This is a genomic window from Nitratireductor sp. GCM10026969, from assembly GCF_042660605.1.
Lineage (GTDB): Bacteria > Pseudomonadota > Alphaproteobacteria > Rhizobiales > Rhizobiaceae > Chelativorans.
Map to the genome: position 1 here is coordinate 1 of NZ_JBHSUM010000006.1, position 22,657 is coordinate 22,657.

Below are 22,657 nucleotides of genomic sequence, written 5' to 3' on the forward strand. Positions count from 1 at the left end.
GTCACGCCCGCCGCGTCCTCGGGCAGGGCCAGAACGGCGTTGGCCGCACCGCGCAGCTTGAAGGCGCCGGTGGCCTGGGCGATTTCCAGCTTGAGCAGCACGTCGTGGCCGGCGATCCGGGCGAGGAAAGGGGAGGGGACGAGCGGCGTGTCCAGCGTGGCGGTGCCGGCAATCCGCCGGCGCGCCGCCAGGATATCGGCCAGCGAAAGCGTCGTTACCACTAGCTTGCCTCCAGAACGGCGCTCAGGAACTGGCGCGTGCGCTCTTCCTTGGGCTCGTTGAAGATCTCGTCGGGCTTGCCGGATTCGGCGATCCTGCCGCCATAGAAGAAGCAGACGCGGTCGGCGAACTCCCTGGCGAAGCCCATCTGGTGGGTGACCATAAGCATGGTCAGGCTGTGCTCGGTGCCGAGCTTGCGGATGACGTTGAGTACCTCGCCGACGAGTTCCGGATCGAGTGCGGAGGTCACCTCGTCGAAGAGCATCACCTTGGGCCGCATGGCAAGCGCGCGGGCGATGGCCACGCGCTGCTGCTGGCCGCCGGAAAGCTGGCTCGGATACTGATCTCTCTTGTCGCCGAGCCCCACCATGTCGAGGAGTTCCGTGGCCCGTTCCGCCGCCTCCTTCCTGGAAAGGCCCAGCACATGGACCGGCGCTTCCATGCAGTTCTTGAGCGCCGACATGTGCGGGAAAAGGTTGAAGTGCTGGAAGACCATGCCGATGTTGCCGCGCACGCGTCGCAGATAGCGCTCGTCGGCCGGCACCAGCTTTCCGTTCTTCTGCATGTGCGTCATCGGCTCGCCGTCGACATAGATGACGCCCTCGTTGATGCGTTCCAGCGTCATCAGCATGCGCAGCACCGTCGTCTTGCCGGAGCCGGATGGGCCGATGATGGCCACCTTCTCGTTGGGGGCGATTTCCAGATTGAGCGAGTCGAGCACGGTCAGGGAGCCGTAGCGCTTGGTCACATTGTCGAACTTGACCATGGGAGTCGTCATCGCGCGCCTCCGGGATTGCGCAGGGTGCGGTTGAGATAGGCCTCCACCCGGCGGATCAATGCCGCCGCGACCAGGCTCATGACCAGGAAGAACGCCCCGACGATCGTGATCGGCTCGACATAGCGGAAGCTTTCGGACCCCAGGATCTTGGCCGTCTGCATGAGTTCCAGCACCGCGATGGCCGAAAGCAGCGGCGTCTCCTTGAAAAGGGCCACCAGATAGTTGCCGAGCGCCGGCACCACGGGCGGAATCGCCTGCGGGATGATGATGTCGCGGAAGGTGATGTAGGGGCTCAGATTGAGCGCGATGGAGGCCTCCCATTGTCCGCTGGGTATGTTTTCGAGCCCGGCGCGGTAAACCTCCGAGCAGTAGGAGCCGTAGTGCAGGCCGAGCGCGATCACTCCGGCGACCATGGCTGGCAGGACGATGCCGAATTCGGGAAAGACGAAATAGATGAAGAAGATCTGGATCAGCACCGGTGTGGAGCGGATGAATTCGATGAAACCCGCGGTGAGAACGGAGATCCACGCCGTCTTCGACATGCGCAGGATGGCAAGCACCAGGCCGAGAACGGCGGCCAGGATGAAACCCAGTACCGTCGCCTGTATGGTGACCAGTGAAGCGCGCAGCAGCGCCGGCATTATCTCCCAGACGTAGCTCCAATCCCACATCGCTCATCTCCCCCGCGCGATGCCGCGTGCAGCGATTGTCTCGAGCGTGCGCGTGCCGACGGTGATGACGATGGAGATCGCCAGATACATGACCAAAACGATTGTGAAGATCTCGACCGTGCGGAACGTGATCTGGTTCATCTGTTGTGCTTTGAAGGTGAGGTCGGAAATCGTGATGAGCGAGACGAGTGCCGTCGCCTTCAGGAGCTCGATGAAGAGATTGCCCCACGGCGGGATCATCGCCACGAAAGCCTGCGGCAGGATGATCCGGCGCAACGCCAGTGCCCGCGGCATGTTAAGGGCGACGGACGCTTCCCACTGGCCGCGGGGTACGGAATTCACCGCGCCGCGCACCACTTCGGCCCCGTAGGCGCCCACATTGAGCCCCAGGGCGGCGATGGCCACGGTCATAGGATCGAGCACGACGCCGAAATGGGGCAGCACGAAGAAAAGCCAGAAAAGCTGGACCAGCGCCGAGGTGCCGCGGAAGATCTCGATGTAAGCGACGGCCAGCCAGCGGATCGGGCCGAGACCGTACATTTTGGCCATCGCGCCGATCAGCGCCATGACGACGGCGAGCAGCGATCCGCCGACGGTGATCTGGATTGTGACCCAGGCGCCCTGCAGGAGGCCGGGGATGAATTCTCGGAAGCCTGCGAAGCTGGAGACCGCCAGGCCCGCGGTGAAGAAGACGATTGCGCAAACCGCGAGCTGGCGAAGTTGCATCGCGAACCCTCACATCCCCCGATTACAACCGCTTGATCGGCGCGGTCCTTTCCCCACCGCTTCTGCGGGAGCCTCGATTCGAGGCGGCCCGGCCGAAACCGGTGCCGCCGTTCTCTTTCGCCGGCCTTATCCGTCGCTCGAGCAGAGTTCCTCGGTCGTCTGCGTCGGCAGATAGCCTTCGCCGAAGCCGAACTGCGACACGAGCTCGATATGCTCCTCGGTGCCGATGAAGTCCGTCAGGTGGCTGTTGAACTCCTCCAGAAGCGCTTCGTCCTCCTTGCGGAAGGCAAAGCCGCCGTGGCCCATCACGGATTCGCCAGCGACCTCGGCGAAGGGCTCGGTGGATTCCACGCCCTCGTTGTTTTCCGCCATGCGCTGGATGGACAGGGCGGTCAGCGCGGCCGCATCGGCGCGACCGGCCCGCACGGCGCTCACCAGGCTGGCCTGGTCGGGCAGAACCACGAGTTGGTCCTCCGGAATTCCCGCCGTCTCTGCATAGCCGGCCTCCACGGCACCGGCCATGACGGCAAGGGTCAGGTCGCCGTTTTCGGCGATGGAGCCGTAGTCGGTGATGTTTTCGGGATTGCCCTCGGCGACGAGGAGCGCCTGCCCGATGCCGTAGGACGGTTCGGAAAAGGCGACCTGCTCGCAGCGCTCCGGCGTGATGAACATGCCGGCGGCGATGATGTCGAAGCGGCCCGCCTGGAGGCCGGGAATCAGCGAGCCGAACTCGGTGAGCACGCCGTCGACTTCATCTATGCCCATGCGGGAAAGGATTTCCTTCGCGACCTCCGGGGATTCACCGGTCAATTCACCGGCGGGCGTGGCGAAGCCATAAGGCGCCTCGTTGGCGAATCCGACGCGGATATAGCCCTGCTCGCGCGCACTCTCCAGCGTGTCCTGCGCGGAAGCGGCGGTGGCGAACGTACCCAGTGACGCCGCCACGGCACCCAGCGCCACCATTCCCTTCAGAACAGTCCGTCTCATGGTGTCTCCCCTGCGTTTTCGTGAAAAATGAAATTGCTGGCCGACACAGCCTGTTGTATACATCATCACGCGTGTCGAGCGCTTGTCAACGGGCCTTCGACAACGCGGAAGGTTCAACAGAGTTCCCAATTATTTCAAACAGAAACGGTTAGCACCGCCCGGCAGCAATGGCGCGTGGGACGCGTCGGAATGCCGGGAAGCCTTGCGTGGTTCCGGAGGTCTCATGCCCGCATCCGTCCTGCCTTTCTCCCTTCAGGAATATGCCACCCGCCTCGACAAGACGCGTCAGGCGATGGAAGCCAAGGGAATCGATATCCTGTTCGTCGAGGATCCGTCCAACATGGCCTGGCTGACCGGCTATGACGGCTGGTCCTTCTATGTCCATCAGGGCGTCCTGGTCTTCAAGGAGAGCGACCCGATCTGGTGGGGGCGGTCGATGGACGGCAATGGCGCCGTACGCACCTGCTACATGGATGACGAGCGGGTGCTGCGCTATCCCGATCACTATGTACAGGCCAATTCGCTGCATCCCATGCAGCACCTTGCGGAGATCATCCGCGCCCACGGCTACGGCAATCAGCGCATCGGCGTGGAACTGGAGAACTATTATTTCTCCGCGAAGGCGTATCTGGTCCTCAAGGAAGAGCTCCCGGACGCCAAATTCGTCGACGCCACCGGGCTGGTGAACTGGCAGCGCGCCGTCAAGTCGGACGAGGAACTGGTCTTCATGCGCCGCGCGGCGCGCATTTCCGAAAAGATGATCGACGGCATCGTCGAGCGCATCGAGCCGGGCATGAAGAAGAACGACCTGGTGGCCGAGATCTATGCCGACGCCATCCGCGGCGTCGACGACGACTGGGGCGAGTATCCGGCGATCGTGCCGCTTCTGCCCACCGGTTCGGACGCCGCCGCCCCGCACCTGACCTGGGACGGGCGTCGCTTCGAGCAGGGGCACGCGACGTTCTTCGAGATCGCCGGCTGTTACCGCCGTTACCACACGCCCTTCTGCCGCACCGTCTTCCTCGGCACGCCCCCGCAATACATGCTTGAGGCGGAAAAGGCACTGGTGGAGGGGATCGAGGCCGGCCTCGACATCGCCCGTGCCGGCAATCGCGCCGGCCAGGTCGCCGAAGCGCTCTACGGCGCGCTGGAAAAGGCCGGCATCAAGCGCGACGGGCGCTGCGGTTATTCCATCGGTATCTCCTATCCGCCGGACTGGGGCGAGCGCACCATCTCCTTCCGCCGCGAGGATGAGACTATCCTGGAACCGGGCATGACGTTCCACTTCATGCCGGGGCTGTGGATGGCCGACTGGGGTCTGGAGATCACGGAGACCATCCTCATCAGGGAGGAAGGCCCGGCGGAGACCCTTTGCAAGCGGCCGCGCGAGCTTATCGTGAAGGAATAGACGCCGTCGGCGTTTCATGATCAATGTCGCGGAGCGCGCCTTCGGCGGTGCGGCGGGTTTCGTCCGACCCCGCACCGCCGGCGCCCCCCGCGCTGGAATGCAGGACCGACGCATGGCCGATATCGCACGAACGAGAGATATTCTTGCCGATCTGGTGGCGTTCCCGACCGTTTCGGCCGACAGCAATCTGGGGCTCATCGCCTATGCCGGCGAGATCCTGAGCGAGGCCGGCGCGCGGCTTTCGATCCACCATGACGAAAGCGGCACCAAGGCCAATCTTTTCGCCACCCTCGGGCCGGAGGGCGACGGCGGCATCGTCCTTTCGGGACACACCGACGTCGTGCCCGTGGAAGGGCAGGACTGGACGGGCGACCCCTTTCGCCTGCGCGAGGCGGACGGGCGACTCTACGGGCGCGGCACATGCGACATGAAGGGCTTCATCGCCTGCTGCCTCGCCATGGCGCCCGTCTTCGCCGAAAGGACGCTCAAGCGGCCCCTGCATTTCGCCTTCACCTATGATGAGGAGGTGGGCTGCTTCGGCGCGCGGGCGCTGATGGAGGATCTGAAGCGCGCGCAGATCCACCCCGCGGCGGCCATTATCGGCGAGCCGACCCTGATGCGCATCATCGAGGGGCACAAGGGCTGCTACGAGTATACGACCGAATTCCGCGGCCTCGAGGGCCACGGCTCCGACCCCGACCGCGGCGTCAATGCGGTGGAATATGCCGTGCGCTACGTTTCGCGCCTGATGGCGCTGGCGGAGGATCTCAAGGCTCGCGCACCGGCGGAAAGCCCTTTCCGGCCGCCCTGGACGACATTGCAGGTCGGCCTCATGCAAGGGGGCGCGGCCCGCAACGTCATTCCCGGCCATTGCGCCGTGGAATGGGAGATGCGCCCCGTGCAGGAGGCCGACGCGGCTTTCGTCAAGGACAACGTCCAGGCCTATATCGACGCGGTGCTGCGCCCGGCCATGCAGGCGATCTCGCGCGAGGCGGACATCGTCACCCATGTGGTCGGCGAGGTGGAGGGACTGGAGCCGGCGCCCCGATCGGAAGCCCGGCGCATTGTTTCCGAACTGACCGGCCTCACCGAGGCGGAGGTGGTGGCCTTCGGCACCGAGGCGGGCCTCTTCCAGAGCGCGGGTGTTTCCGCCGTCATCTGCGGCCCAGGTTCGATCGCCCAGGCACATAAGCCCGACGAGTTCGTTGCCGTCGAGCAGCTCTCCGCCTGCCTCGGCATGCTCGAGCGGCTCACGGCGAAACTGGTGTGAGCGGAGATGGGAAAGGCGGGCGGCAGCGAGGCGCGTGTCCGCTTCGAGAAAATCTACCGGATATTGCGCCGCCGCATCTGTCTCCTGGACTACCCGCCGGGGCGGCGGTTGCGCGAAGAGGATCTCGCCGCCGAGTTCAGCACCAGCCGTACGCCCATCCGCCGCGTCCTGGCGCGGCTTGAGGACGAGGGCCTTGTCAGATCCGTCCACGGCGTCGGCACGATCGTCACGGATTTCAGTATCGACGACTTGCAGCAGGTCTATCAACTGCGTGTCGAACTGGCCGAACTGATCGGCAAGCTGGCCCCGGTCGCGCCGGACCCGGAAAGGCTGGCGGCCTTTCGCCGCCTCGTCGAACGCGGGCGGGAGCTGGCGGACAAGCCCGACGCGCGCGAGTTCGCCAGGCTGAATATGGAGTTCTTCCATCTCCTGATGACGCTGACGGCCAACGAGCCGCTCAAGGAGATTTCCGAGCGGCTCTACTACCAGACGACCCGCGTCTGGCTGAAAACCGCTTCGCGGCTCGCGCAGTACGAGAACATGCTGCGAAACGAGATCAGCATCTTCCAGCGCGAGATGGCCGATACGGTGGCGGCCATCGAGGCGGGCGATCTGAGGATCATCGGGCATATCCGTCGCTCCCATGTAGCGATGAGCTTCGCCAGACTGCGAGCGGAAACCCATCCGGCGCGCTGAGGTCGACGACGGGAAACGCACGACTGGGAGCGGGCCCCGCGTTGCCGGCCGACGGCCGCGTTCCGCCCGCAATGAAGAGCGCAATCATGCAGCATCCTATGGAACCTCCGCTCCTTATGCTGGTTGGCCCAGCGAGGGACACGAACAGGTGGGACCACGCTCGTGGCAGGGGAACGATATGGGAGGATTGCAGCGCCGGGTCGGCGTGCTCGTCGTCGAGGACGAATTTCTTATCGCGCTGGATGTCGAGGACAAGTTTCAGCAGCTGGGCTTCTGGGATATCCATGTCGCCCACAGCGTGGAGCAGGGCAGGGATGTTCTGCGCGACCACGTGATCGGCCTTGCCTTTCTGGACGTGAACCTCGGCCGTGAAGTGGTGTTTCCGCTGGCCGAGGAACTGCGCACCAGGCAAATCCCCATCGTCTTTTCCACCGCGCGTTCACGCAGCGACATACCGGTGGAATGGACCGGCTATCCGATCCTTGGCAAGCCGCTCGAGCCTGCAAGTCTCGTGGACGCCCTTCGCCGGCAGGGCGTCGAGCCCGACGGCGGCGGCTGACGGGCGGGTGTTCTCTCCGAAAAACCGGTTAACGCGACGATTCAAACTTTATTGGCAACTTTGCGCTAACGCTGCAGGCTCGCCCACATGCGAGGTGCCGTGCCTCGCTTTGGACCGGGGGGTGCAGGTCGCATGCGCAGTTCTTTGTTGGTCACATTCTTTGCCGCCTGCCTCGGGCTTGCCGCCTGTTCGGGCAACACCGACATCGATTCGGCGCTGAAGGTCACGAAACCGTCGGCGGAGACGACGGCCTCCATCGTCAGGCCCGATGCCGCCGTTCCGGGCGGAAGTGGCGAGACGGCCGACACCGCGGCCGGCATGACCGCCATCGCCGAACCAGACCACGTGAAGGCGGCGGCCTTCGAGCAGGTGGCCTTCGCCAACCCGCCGAAGCCGCAGCTGCGCTCGAACGCCGCGTCGTCCGTGCGCGTCGTTCCCGCCCGCTTCGACGATGCCCACCCCATCGACTTCGGGCGCGTGACGCCCAAGCACCACGCCGTTCACGGTGTCGACGTCTCGCGCTGGCAGGGCGAAATCGACTGGCCGAGCCTGCGCGCCCACGGGGCCAACTTCGCCTTCATCAAGGCGACCGACGGCATCGACCATCTCGACCCGATGTTCAGGAAAAACTGGGAGGGCGCGCACCGTGCCGGCATCATGCGCGGGGCGTATCATTTCTTCTATTGGTGCCGGAAGGCGTCCGACCAGGCGAAATGGTTCATCCGCAACGTCCCGAAGGAGAAGGGTGCGCTGCCGCCGGTGCTGGACCTTGAATGGAACCACCAGTCGAGCTGCAAATGGCGCCCGTCGCGCGCCGAGATCCTGGAGAAAATCGCGGTCTTCGTGGAGCGGCTCGAGCGGCACTACGGACAGCGGCCCATCATCTACACCACGCCGGACTTCTACGACCACGTGCTGAAAGGCGCCTTCCCGAACCATCCGTTCTGGCTGCGCGCGGTCGCCGAGCACCCCTCCAAGGTCTATCCCGGCCGCGACTGGGTGTTTTGGCAATATTCGGGCTCGGGCTTGAGCGGCGGCGTGGACGGGCGCATCGACCTCAACGTCTTTTACGGCGACGAGGCGGAGTGGCGGCGCTGGCTCGCGCACGTCGCCGGGTGAGGCGCGCGCCCGGCGCGCGCGCCTTTGCCGCGGGGATTTGAGGCCGCCATCGGTTTCCGGCGTGGCCGGTTCGCTTTTTTGCCACCATTGCGCACTACCGGGCGCATTCCGCGCCGCTCACCCGCATTTGCGGCGGTGCGGGTATATATTTTTTGTTTTGAACATGACGTCGGACCCGCGCCTTTCGGGGGGATCGGCTGAAATATTGAAAAAGATTGGAAGCACGCATGAATTTTGTCAGAGACCGGGAACTCGCCCAGCGTTTCAGGAATGGTGCCGTCTCCTCGAGGGAGAGGCTGCTGTACTATTTAATTTTCACAACGGTCACGATCGCGTTGTTCTCATCCTCCTTCACCGCGGGGGCGGAAGAGGAGGGTGCCAGCCGATGGGACCTGGTTCTCGACATCTTTTACATTGTCGTGCAACTGGCTGGCGTATTGGTCTGCTACAGCACGAACAGGCGCGGAGACGACAGGGAGTTTATCGAAAGGATGGTCTGTATCGGTTTTCCGGTCGGCATCCAGACATTTTTGATTTGCCTTCTCCTCATCGGATACTACGTCGTCGCTTCGTTCTTCTTTCCCGGAACGGACTTGTCCGGTTATCCGTATATCCTTCCGGTCGTGACGCTCCCGGTGATCTATTACTACTGGCGCCTGAACGCCTCTATCCGCGTGGCGGCGGGGTAGCGCGTCCTGTCATGCGAGGAAGGCGGCGACGGGTGCGGGCTTTCCGGCATCGGGCATCCAGTGCCGGAAGCGTCGGGCGTGAGCGGAGAGGGAACGGCATGGATCCCAGGTCTGCGCCTTCGGCACCACCCTGGGATGACGAAGGTGAGGAGGAAGGGCTCTTAAGTAGGAGCGATGCCTCTCAACTTCATCCTAAGCCGCTTTTGAGTACCAGTGTTGCTGAATGTACTGGGAAGCCTCTGGGCTGATATTGTACCAGTGCGCCATGTTGTTTGTGACGTCCACGACATAGAGGCTGTCATTCTGGTCCATCACGTACCAAACCGCTCTAGCGACCTCTTCGGCGGAAAGAGGGGTGTCCAGATACCAAAATGATTTGTGAATTTTCGCCCAGCCACCAAGAGTCTTGATCTTGGCGATCACGTTCTCGTAGTTCTGTCCGGGCTTGTAGAGGTCGTATGAGATGTGAATGTTGTTAGCCATGGGGGTCCTAATTCTAGTCGAGCCTCAGGCACTTCGACGCAGAAATATGGCCTTTGGCCTCAATTGCCATGGCCAAAGCCAACCCTTCGGGTCGGCTTTGGCGCTTGTGAGGATGTCGCGCACCCCTACTGGGTGTGACAGCTGTAGCTGCAGTAGTAGCAGCCGTTGACCTGATCACGGTGCTTTTTTGCTTCACTTACTGCTGGACGGCAGGAGGTGAAGTCACCAAGATAGATTCGGTTTTCCGGCTGAGGCATGAAGCTGCAACCAGTGGTATGCACTTCATGGTCACCATTTGACTGCGCGTTCTTGTTTACGTAGTAGCGTGCCATGGGGCCTGTTCTCCTTTCTCCCGCATCACTTGATGCGCAGCGCCTTTTGGTCGCGCTTGACATCCGTTGATCATGAGAACAGCATGCCCACGCTTTAGCGAGCGAGTGAGCGGCAAGGGCGGCGGGTCCACCTTGGCTGTTCACAGAAGGGCGGTGTGATCCCAAATGGGTTATGCCGCCTTTCGTTTTTGATGCTTCCCCAACAGTCCGTTTGAGTCCATCCCTTATCTCGTAGTACCCCTTATCCACAGCCGAACTTGACCTGAACAGAGAATCGTAGCATCACTATTCAAAGTCCGTTGACGCCAATATACAGGTAGAAGTCAAGGACTGGATACCATATCTGGTATCGATTGCACTGCAAGCGCATTTTAGTCGTTTGCTGTGGATAATGTGTTCTCCACATCATTTGCACAGGAAAGCCGCGCTTTATCTAGCTGGCTGAGGCGGTTGCCGTAGCCGTTTTCCTCGAATCAGTCGGCCCAATCTTCGACTGGGCCGAGCGTGATTCGTTTCGGTTGCTGCTACTACTCGCTCGCGGATGCTTCTCAACTACACCCGCTCGTCGCCCCGCACGTATCGCACTTCTCGCAGGTCCCATTCCGCACCATCGTGAAGTTCTGGCACTCCGAGCACATGTTGCCCGTATACCCTTGCGCGATGGCTTGGGCCCGGCGGTGGCTTTCGACCTTCTTGGCCTCCGCCGCTTCCTCGGCCGCCGTGTCGGAGAAGAGGGCGTTCATGCCTTCGTCTTCGAGGGCCTCCTCGGCCAGTTCCTTGGCGCGCTCCTCGTAGTCGCGGCGGAAGGCGGTGGCTTCTTCCTGGAGGCCGGCATAGGCGGGCTTCAGCGCCGTCACCGTGCCGCCGGAGGAGGAGATGGTGTGGACGTTGGAGCCTGATTTCGCGGTGGGGGCGGAGCGGGCAGGGGTGTCTGCGCCGCCCTTGGCCTCGCCCTTCGGCTCCGACTTGCCGGAGACCAGCTTGAAGGGGGTGGCGCCGCGGGTTAGGCCCTTGGAGAAGGGAAGGGCCTTGCCTTCGTTGATGCCGCGGCCGAGCGCGGTCTTGTCGAAGTCGGACGTATCGACATGGGCGAGGTCGGAGCGGCCGAGATAGGAGACCGCCAACTCGCGGAAGACATAGTCGAGGATCGAGGTGGCGTTCTTGATGGCGTCGTTGCCCTGCACCATGCCGGCCGGCTCGAACTTGGTGAAGGTGAAGGCCTCCACATATTCTTCGAGCGGCACGCCGTATTGCAGGCCGAGCGAGATGGCGATGGCGAAATTGTTCATCATGGCGCGGAAGGCTGCGCCTTCCTTGTGCATGTCGATGAAGATCTCGCCGAGGCGGCCGTCGTCGAACTCGCCGGTGCGCAAGTAAACCTTGTGGCCGCCGACCACGGCCTTCTGGGTATAGCCCTTGCGGCGGTTGGGCAGCTTCTCGCGGTCGCGGTAGAGGCGCTCGACCACGCGCTCGACGATCTTTTCGGTGACCTGCGTGGCCTGGGCGGCGGCGGGGCTTGCCACCAGCTCCTCCACGAGATCGTCGGCCTCCTCGTCGTCGTCGGAGAGCAGCGAGGCGTTGAGGGGCTGGGAGAGCTTTGAGCCGTCGCGGTAGAGCGCATTGGCCTTCAGCGCCAGCTTCCACGACAGCATGTAGGCTTGTTTGCAGTCGTCCACCGTCGCGTCGTTGGGCATGTTGATGGTCTTGGAGATGGCGCCCGAGATGAAAGGCTGGGCGGCAGCCATCATGCGGATGTGGCTTTCGACCGACAGATAGCGCTTGCCGACCTTACCGCAGGGGCTGGCGCAGTCGAAGACGGGCAGGTGCTCGGCCTTCAGGTGCGGCGCGCCCTCGAGCGTCATGGCGCCGCAGATGTGGATGTTGGCGGCCTCGATCTCCTTTTTCGAGAAGCCGAGCGCCGGCAGGAGCTCGAAGGAGAAGTCGTCGAGCTGCTCCTGGGCAAAGCCGAAGGTCTCCTTCAGCCAGTCAGCGCCCAGCGTCCACTGGTTGAGCGCGAACTTGATGTCGAAGGCGGATTTGAGCGCCTCGTTGAGCGCGGCGATCTTCTCGTCGGTGAAGCCCTTGGCCTTCAGGGTCGAGGGGTTGATGCCCGGTGCCTGGTTCAGATTGCCGTGGCCGACGGCATAGGCCTCGATCTCGGCGATCTGGGCTTCGGAATAGCCGAGGGTGCGCAGCGCCTCGGGCACGGCGCGGTTGATGATCTTGAAATAGCCGCCGCCGGCGAGCTTCTTGAACTTCACCAGCGCGAAGTCGGGCTCGATGCCGGTCGTGTCGCAATCCATGACGAGGCCGATCGTGCCGGTGGGGGCGATCACGGTCGCCTGGGCGTTGCGGTAGCCGTGCTTCTCGCCGAGCGCCAGCGCGCGGTCCCAGGCGGCCTTGGCGTGCTCCACGAGGTCGGCGTCCGGGCATTCGGCGGCCTTGAGGGGGACGGGATTGACGGCGAGCGCCTCGTAGCCTTGCGCTTCCCCATGGGCGGCGCGGCGGTGGTTGCGGATGACGCGCAGCATGTGTTCGGCATTGCGCTCATAGTCCGGGAAGGGGCCGAGCTGGCCGGCCATCTCGGCGGAGGTGGCGTAGGCGACGCCCGTCATGATGGCGGTCAGCGCGCCGCAGATGGCGCGGCCCTCATCGGAATCGTAGGGAATGCCGGAGGTCATCAAGAGACCGCCGATATTGGCGTAGCCGAGGCCGAGCGTGCGGTACTGGTAGGAAAGCTGGGCGATCTCCCTGGACGGGAACTGGGCCATCATCACGGAGACCTCCAGCACGATGGTCCAAAGGCGAACCGTGTGCTCGTAGGCCGCGATGTCGATCTTGCCGTCCTTGCCGCGGTATTGCAGCAGGTTGATGGAGGCGAGGTTGCAGGCCGTGTCGTCCAGGAACATGTATTCCGAGCACGGGTTCGACGCGCGGATGGGGCCGGCCGCCGGCGCGGTGTGCCAGTCGTTCATGGTGGTGTTGAAGTGGAGGCCCGGATCGGCTGACGCCCAGGCGGCGTAGCCGATCTTCTCCCAAAGATCGCGAGCCTTCAGCGTCTTCGCCGGCCTGCCGTCGATGCGGTTGATCAGCGTCCAGTCGCCATCGTTCTCGACGGCGCGCAGGAAGTCGTCCTTGAGCGAGACGGAATTGTTGGAGTTCTGGCCGGAGACGGTGAGATAGGCTTCCGAATCCCAGTCCGTGTCGTAGGTCTTGAAGGCGATGTCCGTGTAGCCCTGGCGCGCGAACTGGATGACGCGCTTGATGTAGTTTTCCGGTACGGCGTTCTTCTTGGCCGCCTTGACCTCGCGCTTCAAGGCCGGGTTCTTCTTGGGATCGAAGCAGTCGTCATTGTCGGCCTGGCAGTTGACGCAGGCCTTCATGATGGCTTCGAGGTGCTTCTTGACGATCTTGGAGCCGGTGACGAGTGAGGCGACCTTCTCCTCCTCTTTCACCTTCCAGTCGATATAGTCCTCGATATCGGGATGGTCGATGTCGACGACGACCATCTTGGCCGCCCGCCGCGTCGTGCCGCCGGACTTGATGGCGCCGGCCGCCCGATCGCCGATCTTGAGGAAGGACATGAGACCGGAGGACTTGCCGCCACCCGACAGCCTCTCGCCTTCGCCGCGCAGGTGAGAAAAGTTTGAGCCGGTGCCGGAGCCGTATTTGAAGAGGCGCGCCTCGCGCACCCAGAGATCCATGATACCGCCCTCGTTGACGAGGTCGTCGCCAACGGACTGGATGAAGCAGGCATGCGGCTGCGGGTGCTCGTAGGCCGACTTGGACTTCGTCAGCTTTCCCGTGAAGGGGTCGACATAGTAGTGGCCCTGGCCGGGACCGTCGATGCCGTAGGCCCAATGCAGCCCGGTGTTGAACCATTGCGGGGAGTTGGGGGCGACGCGCTGGGTGGCGAGCATGTAGCAAAGCTCGTCCATGAAGGCGCGGGCGTCTTCCTCGGAATCGAAATAGCCGCCCTTCCAGCCCCAGTAGGTCCAGGTGCCGGCCAGCCGGGTGAAGACCTGGCGGGCGTCCGTCTCGGAGCCGTAGCGCTCCTCCTCGGGAAGTTCCTTCAGCGCCTCCTGGTCAGCCACCGAGCGCCACAGGAAGGAGGGGACCGAATTCTCCTCAACCTTTTTCAGGCGCGCCGGCACGCCGGCCTTGCGGAAATATTTCTGGGCGAGAATGTCGCTCGCGACCTGCGAGAACTGGGCCGGCACGTCGATGTTGTCGAGCCGGAAGACGGTCGAGCCGTCCGGGTTCTTGATCTCGCTCAAGGCCTTGCGGAACGCGATCTCCGCGTACGGAGACTGGCCTTCTTTGGTGAACCGGCGTTCGATGCGCATCTTCGTCCCTCTGTTCGATCCCTAAATATAGCGTCCTTCGCGGTGACATGCTCGCCGCATTTTCCCCGTCTGGACGGCCAATCCACAGCAGCCCGCCGCACCTCGTATCGCGGCGGTAATCGTTCCTGATTCCCCGTGCCCGTGACCGCCGCGGCGTCACCGCCTGGCCGCACGTGCCGGGGAAACCGGCCAGTCCATTCCGACGCTTCCTGTGATGGTTCTCCAAACGGAGAAGTTCACATTATCTGGTGCCGGTTTTCTCAGCAAACACTAAATATAGTATTAACAGCTTGCTAAAACCAGCCCTGATACCCAGCGCCCCCATCGCCTTCTCAAACGCAAAACCGTCTCCATCCCCCTGCGGCGACAACAGGCGGACGAACAGATACACATACCCGATTGGAAACTGACAGACTGCTGAACTTTTCAACCGCGCCCGCAACGGAACGCGTGCGATCATTAAAAGGCGACTCGCTTTCGCCCGTCAAGCACTCGTTCCTTGTAAGTTTTGTGACCGCTACATGTTGTGTGTCATCGGTGTGGATATCGGGGAACGCGCAGATCCCCACTTGTGCGCGGGGAAAGGCGCAGAACGCCGGCCGGTGGCCGTCATGTTCCGGCCGCGGACGCTACATATTCGGCCACCGCATCGATCTCCGCCTCGCTCAGCCGTTCGCCATAGGCCGGCATGGCGCCCGGACCGTCTTGCAGGGCCTTGCGCACCTGCTCGGGCGTCGGCTGGAGTTCATCGAGATTGGGGCCGACGCGGCCCACGGCGCCGGCGTCCCGCAGCACGTGACAGACGGAGCAGGCCGGCTCGACGGAGGAAAAGAGTTCCTTTCCCGACGGAGCATCATCCCCGGCGAAGGCGCCCGCCGGGGCGGCGGCGAACGCGCCGAGGATAATGGGCATGAGGACGGAACGGCATGACATGGCGCGGGTCAGACCACCGTCACATCCACCGCCAGGCGGCGCCAGCCGCTATAGTCGTAGCCGCGGTGGTTGGGCTCGGTGACTTCCTCCTGAACGGTGCCTTCCGAATTGGTGGCGCGGCTGGTGACCGTGTAGGTGCCGGGCTCCAGATCGGCCTCTAGGACGAAGGGCCGCCAGGCGAAGCGGCCGAGGTCCGGTCCGAGCAGACGTGCCTCCTGCCAACTTTCGCCGTCGTCGGTCGATACCTCGACCTTGTCCAGCGCGTGATAGCCGCCGAAGGCCACGCCCTCGATCAGCACGGTGCCGTTCTCCACGTCGGCCAGCGGCCGGGTCACCCATGACTTCACCTTCATCTCCCACATGGAGGGCTGGTCCGGGGCACCGTCGACCCCGACCGGGCGGACACGGTAGCCGGTGCGCATGATGGCCGCGTCGCTCTCATCATCGGTGAAGGCAACCCGCTGCACGTATTTCACGTTGTTGATGCCGTAATAGCCGGGGACAATGACGCGCAACGGGCCGCCATGGGCGCGTGGCACCGGCTCGCCGTTCATCTCCCAGGCCAGGATGGCGTGCTCCATGGCGTACTCCACCGGGACCGAGCGCTCCACCACGACCTCCTTCGGATCGACGCCCTCGGGCAGGGATTCGCCGCCGGTGCTGGTCATGAAGTTGCGACCGTCCTCCAGTCCGCCGAGCGCCTCGACCACGTTGCGCACGGGCACACCGCTCCACAACAGGTTGCCGGCCGCGCCGGTGCGCCATTGCGAGCCGCTGGTCTCGTGCTCGAAGAAGCCGCGCCCGTTGCCGGAGCATTGCAGCACGGTGGCGACCGTCTCCACGCCCATGCGCTTCAGTTCGCCGACGGTGAGGGTGCGGGGCTCGGCCACGCCTTCGACCGAGACCTCCCAGGCGTCGCGATCGGCGACGGCCACCTCGTCGGGCGAGGGAAGGTTGTTGCGCAGATAAAGCACATCCTTGGAGGTGATGCCGCTGGTGCCGATCGCGTCGCGCTCGGTCTCCACCGTGAGGTCCGAATGCACGATGGTGGCCCCAGGATCCTTCCAACTGACGGCCTCAGGCAGTTCCTGTGCGTTCTGCTCCTGTGCCCGCGCGATACCCGGTGCAAGGGTGCGCAGCGACGTGGCGGCGCCGGCTGTACCTGCCAGAGCGACGAGGAAGTGACGGCGTGGAATCGTGATCATGGTTTCCTCCCTGAATGGATGCCTGCGCCCCGACACCCCTTCACGGGTGCGCAAAGGCATTCCGATGGACGTTGCATCCGTCGAACGCGGAGGTAACGGAACTATGCCGCGGTTTGTTCCTGCAAGAACGAAGCCGTGCGCGTGGTGCAGCCGCTAAAGCACTGCATCGAACAGGAGGAAGACCCCGGCCGCCAGAATGCCGGCGGCGGGCACGGTCGTCACCCAGGCGGCGACGATGGTGCGCACATGGGCCCGGCGCACCAGCTTGCGCCGGGCGATCTCCTCGCGCGACATGCCGGCATCGCCGCTTTCTCCGCCGGACGGACCGGTGGTGTTGCTGTTTCCATCGCGCTCTTCGTTCTTCACCTGCAGGCCTTTGCGTTCCAGGTAGGCGCGGCGGCGTTTCGAACGCGCGGTGTACCACTCGCGGAAGAAGCCGACACCGAAGACGGCGCCGACGGCGGTATGGGTGGAACTGACGGGCAGGCCCAGCCAGGAGGCAATGATGACCGTAATGGCGGCGGCCAGCGCGACGCAGAATGCGCGCATGGGGTTGAGCTTGGTGATCTGCTCGCCGACCATGCGGATCAGCTTCGGGCCGTACAGGACGAGGCCGATCGAAATGCCCAACGCACCGATGATCATGACCCAGATGGGGATTGCCACCTCGGCCGTGACGGTGTCCGCCTGGGCGGTGAAGACGATGGCGGCAAGCGGCCCGACGGCGTTGGCGACATCGTTGGCGCCGTGGGCGAAGGACAGGAGCGCGGCGGAAATGACAAGCGGCAGGTTGAAGAGCTCACGGAGCGACTGGTTGCGGTTCTCCATCCCTTCGGACTGGCGGCGCACGTGGAAATGCGAAAGCACCCAGATGAGGACGAAGGTGCCCAGGCCCAGGGCCGTCACCCCCAAGGCGCTGACGTGAACGATCTTCTTCAGCCCCTTGGTCGCAAGATAGGCGGCGAAGGCCCCGGCCATCACGGCGATCAGCAGCGGCAGCCAGCGGCGCGCCGCGGTGATCTTGTCGTCCTGATAGATGATGAAGGTCTTGATGACGGCGAGGAACAGGGCGGCGACCACGCCGCCCATCACCGGCGAGACGACCCAACTCGCGGCGATCTGCGCCATCACGGTCCAGTCGACGGCTGAAAATCCCGCCGCCGCGATGCCCGCGCCCATGACGCCGCCGACGACCGAGTGGGTCGTCGAGACGGGGGCGCCGATCCACGTGGCGAGATTGATCCAGAGGGCGGAGGAGATGAGCGCGGCCATCATGACGCCGATGAAGACGCTGGGGCTTGCCACCGCCTCGGGCGCCACGATGCCCTTGGAAACGGTATTCACCACGTCGCCGCCGGCGATCAGGGCGCCGGCGCTTTCGAAAATGGCGGCGATGACGAGGGCGCCGCCAAGCGTCATGGCCCTCGAGCCGACCGCCGGCCCGACGTTGTTGGCCACGTCGTTGGCGCCGATATTGAGGGCCATATAGGCGCCGATGGCCGCCGCGGCGATGATGATGATGGCGCGAGGCTCGCCGATCACATAGACCGAGGCAAAGACGGCTGCCAGTGCCAGAAAGAGAAGTGCGAGGCCGGGCGCCACCAGCCCACGCGCCAACAGACTGGCCGCTTCCTCGACATGGACGAGCTTGTCCAGATCCTTGTCGAGGGTCTGTTTTCTGGGGTTGGTGGTGTCGGCCATTACTGGTCTTCGCTCAGATTCTCTTTCGCTTCCAACGGGCTGTCTTCCGGCAAGGGGCGAATGACGGATTTGTTCCGTCCACGCCCGCATTTCCGGAAAGGCTCATCCGGCTCATGGCAACCCCCGCCGATCGCGCGCGGGCAACCTGTCGCCCGCCGCGCAATGTGACAGCCCATCGGGTAGGAAAAGGAGCATGCAGAGACAAGCGCCGGATCGAAGATCGGCGTCGATCATGCCGTTCAGGCGGCAATTTCCCGTGGATTACCGTGGAAAGCGGTGATGAGTTCGGCCAGATCCGGCTCCTTCACCATGTCGGCGGCCGCTTCGCGAGTCACCCACAGGCGGGTGCGCTTCTTCTTCTCCGGCCATTTCTTGGCCTCGCGTTCCACCTTGAGCGGAAAGACGGCGACCTCGCAGCGCCAGAGCAGGCCCGTCGCCGTCGCCTTGCCGTAAAGATAGCGGCCCAGCGCTTCCTCGCTGATGTCACCTTCCACGCCGGCCTCTTCTACCGCCTCTCGCGCCGCGGTCGCAGAAAGGCTTTCTCTGCCCTCCGGCCAGCCCTTGGGCAGAACCCAACGGCCGGTTCCACGGCTGGTGACCAGCATGACCTCTATGCGATCGCCCTTCACCCGCCAGGGAAGGGCCGCCGCCTGCACACGGGGCGGATTGCCGCCGATGAGGCGGCGTAGCCACTCGATCAGTCCCATGCGCGTGGCGTGGCTTGCGATCATCCTTCTCCGTCCGAGGTTCCATGCGACGAATCACCGTCACATCATTCAACTTCGTACCGAGAAGATAGGTTGCGCAGGAAAATAGGCAAATAAGCGGGGCAGGGCCGCGGCCGGCACGGCTCAGCCGCGCTCGTTCTCGGCAATAGGCTTCTGGTAGGAAAAGCCCATGTCCCACGGGAAATAGATCCAGGTGTCCTGCGAGACTTCCGTGATGAAGGTGTCCACCAGCGGCCGCCCCTTCGGCTTGGCGTAGACGGTGGCGAAGTGTGCCCTGGGCATCATCGCCCGCACGATCGCTGCCGTCTTGCCGGTGTCCGTAAGGTCGTCGACGATCAGCACCCCTTCACCGTCGTTCTCGAGCAGGCCAGGTGTTATCTCCTTCAGCACCTGCAACTCGCCCTGCTCGGTATAGTCGTGATAGGAGGCCACGCAGACGGTCTCGATCAGGCGGATGCCGAGTTCCCGGGCGATCACCGCCGCCGGCACGAGGCCGCCGCGGGTGATGCAGACGATCGCGTTCCATTGTCCGTTGGCTCCCGCCAGGCGCCAGGCCAGTGCCCGCGCATCACGATGAAACTGGTCCCACGAGACGGGGAAGGCTTTGTCTGGAAGGGCCATGCTCTCAACACTCCGCGTGGGCACGCCAGCCGTGCCGGGAATGCGCGGGGAATTAGCCGGAAACGGGTCGAAGGCGCAAGGGGCGTATGCAGACGCTCCAAGCGTCTGCAGCGGTAAAGGCCGGCGTGGCCTTACTTGTGGCGGATGAAACGGAGCACGCCGACGGTATCCGAGCCGGCAGGTCTGGCCCTGTCGGAGGGATGGTTCACGCCATCCGAGACCGGCACTTCGTCGAAATCGAACGGACTTATCCCCTCGAGACAGGCGACATTGACGCCGTATTCATTCGGGTCGGAGCGGCGCTGGTGATGCGTGTAGATCCCGCAGCGCGAGCAGAAGTAGTGTTTCGCCGTCATCGTATTGAACTGATAAAGGCTGAGCGCGTCCTCACCGGCAAGTATGTCGATGCCGCCGCGTTCGGCCGTCACAGCCACGGCTCCGCGCATGCTGCAGTAGGAGCAGGTGCAGCGGCGGGCCGTATGCAGTCCGCCCTTCAGCCGGACACGAAAGCGCACCGTCCCGCAGTGGCAGGCACCGCCAATTTCATCGATATCATACTCCATCTGCAGCCTCGATCGTTGCCATTGGAAGCCCCGAAGGAGATCACAATTTAGGCGTATTTGCGTATCAGGGGCGTAGGAATTGATATTAGAAATATGTTTTTTAGGGAAATTTTGATGACAAAGCTTTGCATGCGTTCCGCGCCATTGATCATTTTTTCGTTCTTCATGCTGGTGTCCACGTTTCCATTGAAGGCCGAGGTGTTCGCCACGTCACCCGATGACGAGAAAGAGGCGGAAGCGGCCGAGGTCGCGAAGATATACTTTCTTGCTGAGATGACGATGAGCAACGTATCCGACCTGATGCGCGTTCTCGACGGGCTGAACACGGGCTCAAAGAATCTTAAGACGATATATCTCTATATAAACAGCGAGGGTGGCAGTATAGATAGTGGGAAGATGGCCTATTGGGCGATCAAAAGTTCCCGAACACCCGTCACTGCCGTAAATTTGTCCATGGTCGCCTCGTCAGCGACCCTCATGTTCTGCGGCGCCGAAGAGAGACGATCGTTGGAAAGGGGAATCCTTTACCTGCATGCCCCCAGCACTTGGAGTGACGGTGGAGCGTATATTCAGCCCGACCAATTGATCAATGCGGAGCAACTGTTGGGCGTGTACAAGGATTCCATGGCGGACATCTACAGGGAATGCACGTCCCTGTCGGATGATGAGATAGAGAAGATCCTTTACAGCGAGAATGACAGGCTGGTCCTTTCGCCTGTGGAAGCGGAAGAAAAAGGAATCATCAGCGCCATCGAGAACGGCATCGTGGACGCGCCGCTCTCCATCGTCATAAAGGATGCCTCGGAAGACGACGGCTGATCACCGCGACATCAGGACCGGTGCGGTCATCGACTGCAGCATGCTTCGCGTGACGCCGCCGAAGATGAACTCCGAGGCGCGCGAGCGGCCGTAGGCGCCCATGATCAGAAGGTCGGCGCCGGTGTCGGAGAGGCGGTTGGCGATCACGTCGCCGTGGCTGAGTCCTGCCGACTGCTCGGTGCGCACGGTGACGTCGATGCCGTGACGGGCGAGCGTGGCGGCGATCGCCGCGCCGGCCATGCCGGCGTCCTGCTGCAGCGTGTCGCTCGGATCGACGGTCAGCACCTCGACATTGCCGGCCTCCTTCATCAGCGGCAGCGCGTCGAAGACGGCGCGGGCCGCCTCGCGGCTGCCGTTCCAGGCCAGGATCACCTTCTTGAAGGGGGCGCTGCGTCCTGACCACGTGTACGGGATAAGCAGGACCGGCCGGCCGCTCTCAAAGATCAGCGCCTCGACGTCGGCGACCATGCGGGCGTCGGCATCCGGGTCGTTCTGCTGCGCGATGGCCAGATCGGCCGCGCGCGCGCTTTCGATGCCGGAGACGGCGGAATCGCCGGAGACGTTCTCGTAGCCGCGCCATTCGGCGGAGACGCCTTCGGTCTGGGCGCGCTCGTCGAAGAGCGCGCGCAGCTCGGCCTGGCGGCTGTCGGCCTCGCCTTGCGCCTCGTGCGTCAAATCCATCGCCGGAGCGCCCATGGGCGTGATCATTGCGACGGGCAGCGCCTCGGCGTGGAGGCCGATCAAGTGGCTTTCGTGTCGCGCGGCGAAGGGCAGGGCGAAATCGAGGACGCGCGGCGCATCGGCCTCACTCTGCAGGATCGCGAGCAATGTGCGGTAGGTCATAGAAGCCTCCTTGAACGGCAAGGGCGGGAGTCTATGCCCGCCAGAGCAACTCCGGGAAAGGTGGATTCCGATTTTCCGCTCGGAACTGTGCAATATAAGACAGCTCGACCATTTCCGCGAGCCGCGGGAATGATGTGGTACAACGGTACAGGCTCAATTCCGTTTCAAAAGGCCGTCGAGCATCGCCTCGACCGCCGTCTTCGCCTCCTTCAGGACATCTTCGGATCGTGCCCGGATGACGATCTCGGTCCAGAAGCTGCCGTCCTGGTATTTCGGATAGGAGCCGATGATCGCTTCGGCGTGCGCTTTCTGGATCTCTCCGAGCGGACCACCGATCGTTCCTTCGGGAAGCGGGGAGGGAATGGCGACCGAGAGCAGCTTGGCGCCCGTCTTGAGCGTCGGCACCACGGCGTCGAGCATGGCCTGGAAGATGGCGGGCACGCCGGCCATGACATAGACATTTCCGATGTTGAAACCCGGCGCGACGGAGATGGGATTGGCGATGTGGACGGCGCCCTTCGGCATGCGTGCCATGCGCTTGCGCGCCTCGGTGAAGGCGATGCCGCGCCGGGCAAAGTGCTCTTCGAGCAGTTTCAGCGCCTTCGGTTCATAGTCGCAGGGCACGCCGAAGGCGGCGGAAACGGCGTCGGCGGTGATGTCGTCGTGGGTCGGGCCGATGCCGCCGGTGGTGAAGACATAGGTATTGCGCGCGCGCAGCGTGTTCACGGCTTCGACGATGGCCGCCTCGTCGTCGGCGACGATACGCACTTCCTTGAGGTCGATGCCGACGGCCGTCAGCATATCGGCGAGATGGCTGATATTCCTGTCCTTGGTGCGGCCTGAAAGGATCTCGTCGCCGATCACCACCATCGCCGCCGTAACAATTTCGCTCATCGCGTGTTTCCCCGTTGCGAGACCCGTCAGATAACCGGATCGCCGCGCAGCGGCAATGGATGGGAAA

The 22,657-nt window shown here is 63.5% G+C and carries 23 protein-coding genes; 7 read left to right on the forward strand and 16 right to left on the reverse strand.

Annotated features, from left to right (window positions below):
• The 5 genes from ACFP9U_RS02750 to ehuB form a co-directional block, all read right to left on the reverse strand.
• The coding region (locus ACFP9U_RS02750; RefSeq protein ID WP_378618855.1) for a pyridoxal-phosphate dependent enzyme at window positions 1-221 on the reverse strand (221 nt) is incomplete at its 3' end.
• On the reverse strand, window positions 221-997 hold the full coding sequence (ehuA, locus tag ACFP9U_RS02755; RefSeq protein ID WP_378618857.1) for an ectoine/hydroxyectoine ABC transporter ATP-binding protein EhuA: 777 nt from the start codon (window positions 995-997) through the stop codon (window positions 221-223). The genes ehuA and ACFP9U_RS02750, both read right to left, overlap by 1 nt.
• Window positions 994-1,668, reverse strand: coding sequence for an ectoine/hydroxyectoine ABC transporter permease subunit EhuD (gene ehuD / locus ACFP9U_RS02760; RefSeq protein ID WP_378618858.1), 675 nt, complete (start codon window positions 1,666-1,668; stop codon window positions 994-996). Before ehuD ends, ehuA begins: the two co-directional genes overlap by 4 nt.
• Before the next feature lie 3 nt (window positions 1,669-1,671).
• Window positions 1,672-2,394, reverse strand: a complete 723-nt coding sequence (ehuC, locus tag ACFP9U_RS02765) for an ectoine/hydroxyectoine ABC transporter permease subunit EhuC (protein ID WP_322450653.1) — start codon at window positions 2,392-2,394, stop codon at window positions 1,672-1,674.
• 126 nt (window positions 2,395-2,520) lie between these two features.
• On the reverse strand, window positions 2,521-3,381 hold the full coding sequence (gene ehuB / locus ACFP9U_RS02770) for an ectoine/hydroxyectoine ABC transporter substrate-binding protein EhuB (protein ID WP_378618860.1): 861 nt from the start codon (window positions 3,379-3,381) through the stop codon (window positions 2,521-2,523).
• A gap of 223 nt (window positions 3,382-3,604) precedes the next feature.
• Between ehuB and doeA the strand changes: the two genes are divergently transcribed.
• From doeA to ACFP9U_RS02800, 6 genes are all read left to right on the forward strand, one after another.
• Window positions 3,605-4,789: an ectoine hydrolase DoeA gene (gene doeA / locus ACFP9U_RS02775; protein WP_378618862.1), complete on the forward strand. Its 1,185-nt coding sequence runs from the start codon at window positions 3,605-3,607 to the stop codon at window positions 4,787-4,789.
• Window positions 4,790-4,901: 112 nt separating this feature from the next.
• Entirely contained in the window at window positions 4,902-6,059 is a 1,158-nt protein-coding gene (argE, locus tag ACFP9U_RS02780) for an acetylornithine deacetylase (protein WP_378618863.1), read from the forward strand.
• A gap of 6 nt (window positions 6,060-6,065) precedes the next feature.
• On the forward strand, window positions 6,066-6,755 hold the full coding sequence (locus ACFP9U_RS02785) for a GntR family transcriptional regulator (RefSeq protein ID WP_378618865.1): 690 nt from the start codon (window positions 6,066-6,068) through the stop codon (window positions 6,753-6,755).
• A 178-nt stretch (window positions 6,756-6,933) separates the two neighbouring features.
• Window positions 6,934-7,314, forward strand: coding sequence for a response regulator (locus tag ACFP9U_RS02790; protein WP_378618867.1), 381 nt, complete (start codon window positions 6,934-6,936; stop codon window positions 7,312-7,314).
• 132 nt (window positions 7,315-7,446) lie between these two features.
• Entirely contained in the window at window positions 7,447-8,433 is a 987-nt protein-coding gene (locus tag ACFP9U_RS02795; RefSeq protein ID WP_378618868.1) for a GH25 family lysozyme, read from the forward strand.
• A gap of 227 nt (window positions 8,434-8,660) precedes the next feature.
• Complete coding sequence (locus tag ACFP9U_RS02800) at window positions 8,661-9,122, forward strand: hypothetical protein (protein WP_378618870.1); 462 nt, start codon at window positions 8,661-8,663, stop codon at window positions 9,120-9,122.
• Between the two features lie 192 nt (window positions 9,123-9,314).
• Here ACFP9U_RS02800 and ACFP9U_RS02805 read toward each other — a convergent pair whose 3' ends face one another.
• The 9 genes from ACFP9U_RS02805 to ACFP9U_RS02845 all read right to left on the reverse strand — a co-directional run bounded on the left by ACFP9U_RS02805 (window position 9,315) and on the right by ACFP9U_RS02845 (window position 20,034).
• Complete coding sequence (locus ACFP9U_RS02805) at window positions 9,315-9,605, reverse strand: CRISPR-associated protein Cas2 (RefSeq protein WP_378618871.1); 291 nt, start codon at window positions 9,603-9,605, stop codon at window positions 9,315-9,317.
• A gap of 125 nt (window positions 9,606-9,730) precedes the next feature.
• Complete coding sequence (locus ACFP9U_RS02810; RefSeq protein ID WP_378618873.1) at window positions 9,731-9,937, reverse strand: hypothetical protein; 207 nt, start codon at window positions 9,935-9,937, stop codon at window positions 9,731-9,733.
• A gap of 548 nt (window positions 9,938-10,485) precedes the next feature.
• Window positions 10,486-14,283 carry a vitamin B12-dependent ribonucleotide reductase gene (locus tag ACFP9U_RS02815; RefSeq protein ID WP_378618874.1) on the reverse strand — a complete coding sequence of 1,266 codons (3,798 nt, stop codon included), beginning with the start codon at window positions 14,281-14,283 and terminating at the stop codon, window positions 10,486-10,488.
• A gap of 609 nt (window positions 14,284-14,892) precedes the next feature.
• Complete coding sequence (locus ACFP9U_RS02820) at window positions 14,893-15,195, reverse strand: c-type cytochrome (RefSeq protein WP_378618876.1); 303 nt, start codon at window positions 15,193-15,195, stop codon at window positions 14,893-14,895.
• 29 nt (window positions 15,196-15,224) lie between these two features.
• The gene (locus ACFP9U_RS02825) at window positions 15,225-16,421 is read right to left on the reverse strand and encodes a sulfite oxidase (RefSeq protein WP_378618877.1); all 1,197 of its coding nucleotides are present in this window, start codon (window positions 16,419-16,421) and stop codon (window positions 15,225-15,227) included.
• Window positions 16,422-16,574: 153 nt separating this feature from the next.
• Window positions 16,575-18,122, reverse strand: coding sequence for an inorganic phosphate transporter (locus ACFP9U_RS02830; protein WP_378618879.1), 1,548 nt, complete (start codon window positions 18,120-18,122; stop codon window positions 16,575-16,577).
• Between the two features lie 239 nt (window positions 18,123-18,361).
• Window positions 18,362-18,853, reverse strand: coding sequence for an NUDIX hydrolase (locus ACFP9U_RS02835; RefSeq protein WP_378618881.1), 492 nt, complete (start codon window positions 18,851-18,853; stop codon window positions 18,362-18,364).
• Between the two features lie 120 nt (window positions 18,854-18,973).
• Window positions 18,974-19,471, reverse strand: a complete 498-nt coding sequence (gpt, locus tag ACFP9U_RS02840) for a xanthine phosphoribosyltransferase (RefSeq protein ID WP_378618882.1) — start codon at window positions 19,469-19,471, stop codon at window positions 18,974-18,976.
• Between the two features lie 131 nt (window positions 19,472-19,602).
• Window positions 19,603-20,034 carry a GFA family protein gene (locus ACFP9U_RS02845; protein WP_378618884.1) on the reverse strand — a complete coding sequence of 144 codons (432 nt, stop codon included), beginning with the start codon at window positions 20,032-20,034 and terminating at the stop codon, window positions 19,603-19,605.
• A 114-nt stretch (window positions 20,035-20,148) separates the two neighbouring features.
• On the opposite strand from ACFP9U_RS02845, the gene ACFP9U_RS02850 reads away from it, so the two are divergent.
• Window positions 20,149-20,853 carry an ATP-dependent Clp protease proteolytic subunit gene (locus ACFP9U_RS02850; RefSeq protein WP_378618885.1) on the forward strand — a complete coding sequence of 235 codons (705 nt, stop codon included), beginning with the start codon at window positions 20,149-20,151 and terminating at the stop codon, window positions 20,851-20,853.
• Here ACFP9U_RS02850 and ACFP9U_RS02855 read toward each other — a convergent pair whose 3' ends face one another.
• A complete protein-coding gene (locus ACFP9U_RS02855) occupies window positions 20,854-21,696 on the reverse strand; it encodes a universal stress protein (RefSeq protein WP_378618886.1) in 843 nt (280 codons plus the stop codon). It abuts the gene before it with no gap.
• 153 nt (window positions 21,697-21,849) lie between these two features.
• Entirely contained in the window at window positions 21,850-22,590 is a 741-nt protein-coding gene (locus tag ACFP9U_RS02860; protein WP_378618887.1) for a competence/damage-inducible protein A, read from the reverse strand.
• Between the last annotated feature and the right edge of the window lie 67 nt (window positions 22,591-22,657).